5 protein-coding genes are annotated in these 2923 nt (G+C 71.3%); 3 read left to right on the plus strand and 2 right to left on the minus strand.

Features of this window, described 5'->3' with window-relative positions:
* From CR938_RS14040 to CR938_RS14050, 3 genes are all read left to right on the plus strand, one after another.
* Positions 1 to 963: NAD-dependent epimerase/dehydratase family protein (locus CR938_RS14040; RefSeq protein ID WP_162125582.1), on the plus strand; the 963-nt coding region annotated here is incomplete at its 5' end.
* Between the two features lie 166 nt (positions 964 to 1129).
* On the plus strand, positions 1130 to 1468 hold the full coding sequence (locus CR938_RS14045; RefSeq protein ID WP_162125583.1) for a zinc ribbon domain-containing protein YjdM: 339 nt from the start codon (positions 1130 to 1132) through the stop codon (positions 1466 to 1468).
* A 72-nt stretch (positions 1469 to 1540) separates the two neighbouring features.
* Positions 1541 to 1804, plus strand: a complete 264-nt coding sequence (locus CR938_RS14050) for a DksA/TraR family C4-type zinc finger protein (RefSeq protein ID WP_162125584.1) — start codon at positions 1541 to 1543, stop codon at positions 1802 to 1804.
* Here CR938_RS14050 and CR938_RS14055 read toward each other — a convergent pair whose 3' ends face one another.
* Positions 1805 to 2422, minus strand: coding sequence for a mechanosensitive ion channel family protein (locus CR938_RS14055; RefSeq protein WP_162125585.1), 618 nt, complete (start codon positions 2420 to 2422; stop codon positions 1805 to 1807).
* A gap of 67 nt (positions 2423 to 2489) precedes the next feature.
* Positions 2490 to 2714 carry an RNA-binding S4 domain-containing protein gene (locus tag CR938_RS14060; RefSeq protein ID WP_162125586.1) on the minus strand — a complete coding sequence of 75 codons (225 nt, stop codon included), beginning with the start codon at positions 2712 to 2714 and terminating at the stop codon, positions 2490 to 2492.
* Between the last annotated feature and the right edge of the window lie 209 nt (positions 2715 to 2923).

Consider the following 2923-nt stretch of genomic DNA (forward strand, 5'->3'; position numbering starts at 1 on the left):
GCGCGCGGGCACAAGGTGACCCTGTTCAACCGCGGCAAGCGGCCCTCGCCGGAATGGCCGGGCGAGGTCGAGCAGCTGTTCGGCGACCGCAACACCGGCGACCTGTCCGCACTGGAAGGCCGCACCTGGGACGTGTGCATCGACAACCCGACCAGCCTGCCGTTCTGGGTGCGCGATGCCGGCAAGGTGCTCAAGGGCAGGGTGGGGCACTACATCTTCATCTCGTCCATCTCGGTGTACGCCGACGGCAGCAGGGCGGGCATCACCGAGGACGCGCCGCTGGTCCCGTACAAGGGCCGCGACGCGATGGCCGAGACGCTGGAGACGCTGCGTGCGGACATGGAGAACCTGTACGGCCCGCTGAAGGCCCTGAGCGAGGCCGAGGCCCACAGGCAATTCGGCCAGCGCGTGACCATCGTGCGCCCGGGCTACATCGTCGGCCCGCGCGACGAGACCGACCGCTTCACCTACTGGCCGCTGCGCGTGGCCGACGGCGGCGAGATCCTGGTGCCGGGCGACGGCCAGGATCCGATCCAGGTGATCGATGCCCGCGATCTGGCCGAGTGGGTGGTGCGGCTGGCCGAATCCGGCACCTGCGGCACCTTCAACGCGGTCGGCCCGAACTATCCGCTGACCATGGACGCGGCGCTGCACGGCTGCCAGGCGGTGACCGGCAGCGCGATGACGCTGACCCACGTCAGCCCGGAGTTCCTCGATGAACACCAGGTGCAGCTGCCGATCTGGGTCTGGCGCAAGTCCGGCCCGTATGCCGGCTACGGCCAGGTCAGCAACGCGCGCGCCGTGGCCGCCGGCCTGACCTATCGCCTGTTCGCGACCACCGTCGCCGACCTTCTGGCCTGGTACCGGTCGCTGCCGGCCGAGCGCCAAGCCAGCCCGCGCGCCGGCATCAGCCGCGGGCGCGAGGCCGAGCTGCTGCGCCTGTGGCACGCCCGCCACGGCTGAGTTCCCGCCCCTGGGGACAGAGGAGGCCGCCACGGCCGGGCGCCGTGGCGGCCTTTTCCTTCCGGTCCGGTGCCGTCCGACCCGGCAGCATGGGGGCGCCCCGGACTGGCGGCGGCCGGCCGGGGCGGGCATCATGGCGGGCCTTTCCGCCAGCCGACAGCCGCGCATGTCCGAACACTCCCGCTGCCCGCAATGCTCCCTCGACAACACCTACCAGGACGGTGCCCTGTGGGTGTGCGCCGACTGCGGCCATGAATGGAATCCCGAGGAAGCCGCCGCCGAGGCCGCGGTGGTGGTGCGGGACTGCAACGGCAACGTCCTGGCGGCCGGCGACACCGTGGTCGTGATCAAGGACCTGAAGGTGAAGGGCTCCTCGATCCCGCTCAAGCAGGGCACGGTGATCCGCAACATCCGCCTGGTCGAGGACGATCCCGAGCACATCGAGGGCAATTCGGACAAGATCAAGGGCCTGGTCCTGCGCACCGAGTTCCTGCGCAAGGCCTGAGCCGGGCGCTGGGCGGTCGTTCACGGCCGCCGGTGCAACCTGGGCAGTCGGAAGCAGTCACGGGAGGCCACCATGGCGACCGGATGGGCAGGCGACGGCGCGGTCCACGAGCAGATCGACGCCACCATCAACGATGCGGTCGAGCGCGCACGGCGGCGCCTGGGCCAGGGCCCGGGTCGCGAGCGCTGCGAGGAGTGCGACGCACCCATCCCGGAGGCGCGGCGCCGCGCGGTGCCGGGCGTGCGCCTGTGCGTGGCGTGCCAGCAGGCGCAGGACGAGGACGCCGCCTTCAGCGCCTACAACCGCCGCGGCAGCAAGGACAGCCAGCTGCGCTGATCAGCCCGCCTTCGCCGCGGCCTCGCCGGCGTCCCTGTCCTTCGGCCTGAGCCAGGCCTCGGGGATGGCGGTGCCGCGCCATCGGCGCACGGTGCGCTGGAAGAACAGGCTGTTGGGCACCTGCAGCACGCTGCCGGTGGCACCGGAGCCGTCCACCTCCTGCAGGGTGGTGTAGATCAGGTTCACGTCCACCACCCTGCCCTTGAGGCCGGGCTTCTCGCCGTTTTCCAGCAGTTCGACGTGGTCGTACAGGCGGAACGGGCGGGTGGTGAAGATCAGCACCGTGCAGAAGATGTTGGACAGCACGCTCCAGGCGGCGAAGAAGGCCACCGCGCCCACCGCCGCGAAGCTGGTGAACGCGGTCCACAGCACCGTGGCCGACACGCCCAGGCGCTGCAGCACCAGCAGCAGGGCGGAGAAGCCGACCAGGGTGGCCGACACACGGCGCATCACCGTGGCCATCTCCGGCGGCAGGCCCTGGCGCCGGCACAGGCGCGCGACCAGTGCGCGCACCAGCCGGTGCAGCAGCCAGGCGGCCAGCACGATCAGCAGCACCTGGCCCACCAGCACGATCACGTCCAGCCATTCGATGATCCAGTGGGGCAGGCGCGCTTTCATCCGTCCGGTCGCGGGGTGCGGCCGCCGCGGCCGCTTCTGGCGGGCATTGTAGGCGCCGGAGCGGCGGTCAGTCCGCGCCGGCGACGACGCGGATCTCCACGCCGTCCACGGCCACGGTCTGGCCGGCCCGGATCTTGGCGGTCTTGCGCAGCTCGGGCTGCCCGTCCACGCGCACGGCGCCGGCGGCCACCAGCATCTTGCCGGCGCCGCCGCTGTCGCAAAGGCCCACCAGCTTGAGCAGCTGGTTCAGTTCGACGTACTCGCCGCGAAGCTCGAATTCGACGTGTTCCATCCCGCCAGTCTAGCGGGCACGCAGCGCCGCGTGGGTCGGCGTGGCGTCCAGCCAGCGGCGCAGGTGCTCGAGCTTGCGCTTGGGAAGGTCTGAACAACCCGCTCTGCCGCCCGGATTGCGGCATCGTGGCGCCGGCCTGGCGTCGCTTTCGAGCCGGATTTCGCCCGTGCAGGGCGGTTTTTGGCGGGTTTCCCCGCCTTACGGACGCA

Origin of the sequence: Pseudoxanthomonas taiwanensis, assembly GCF_010093135.1 — a bacterium.
Lineage (GTDB): Bacteria > Pseudomonadota > Gammaproteobacteria > Xanthomonadales > Xanthomonadaceae > Pseudoxanthomonas > Pseudoxanthomonas taiwanensis.

Coding starts and splice junctions, on each gene's coding strand:
- CR938_RS14045 (WP_162125583.1), top strand. CDS start 1,130: ATGTCCGAACACTCCCGCTGCCCGCAATGCTCCCTCGACAACACCTAC.
- CR938_RS14060 (WP_162125586.1), bottom strand. CDS start 2,714: ATGGAACACGTCGAATTCGAGCTTCGCGGCGAGTACGTCGAACTGAAC.
- CR938_RS14050 (WP_162125584.1), top strand. CDS start 1,541: ATGGCGACCGGATGGGCAGGCGACGGCGCGGTCCACGAGCAGATCGAC.
- CR938_RS14055 (WP_162125585.1), bottom strand. CDS start 2,422: ATGAAAGCGCGCCTGCCCCACTGGATCATCGAATGGCTGGACGTGATC.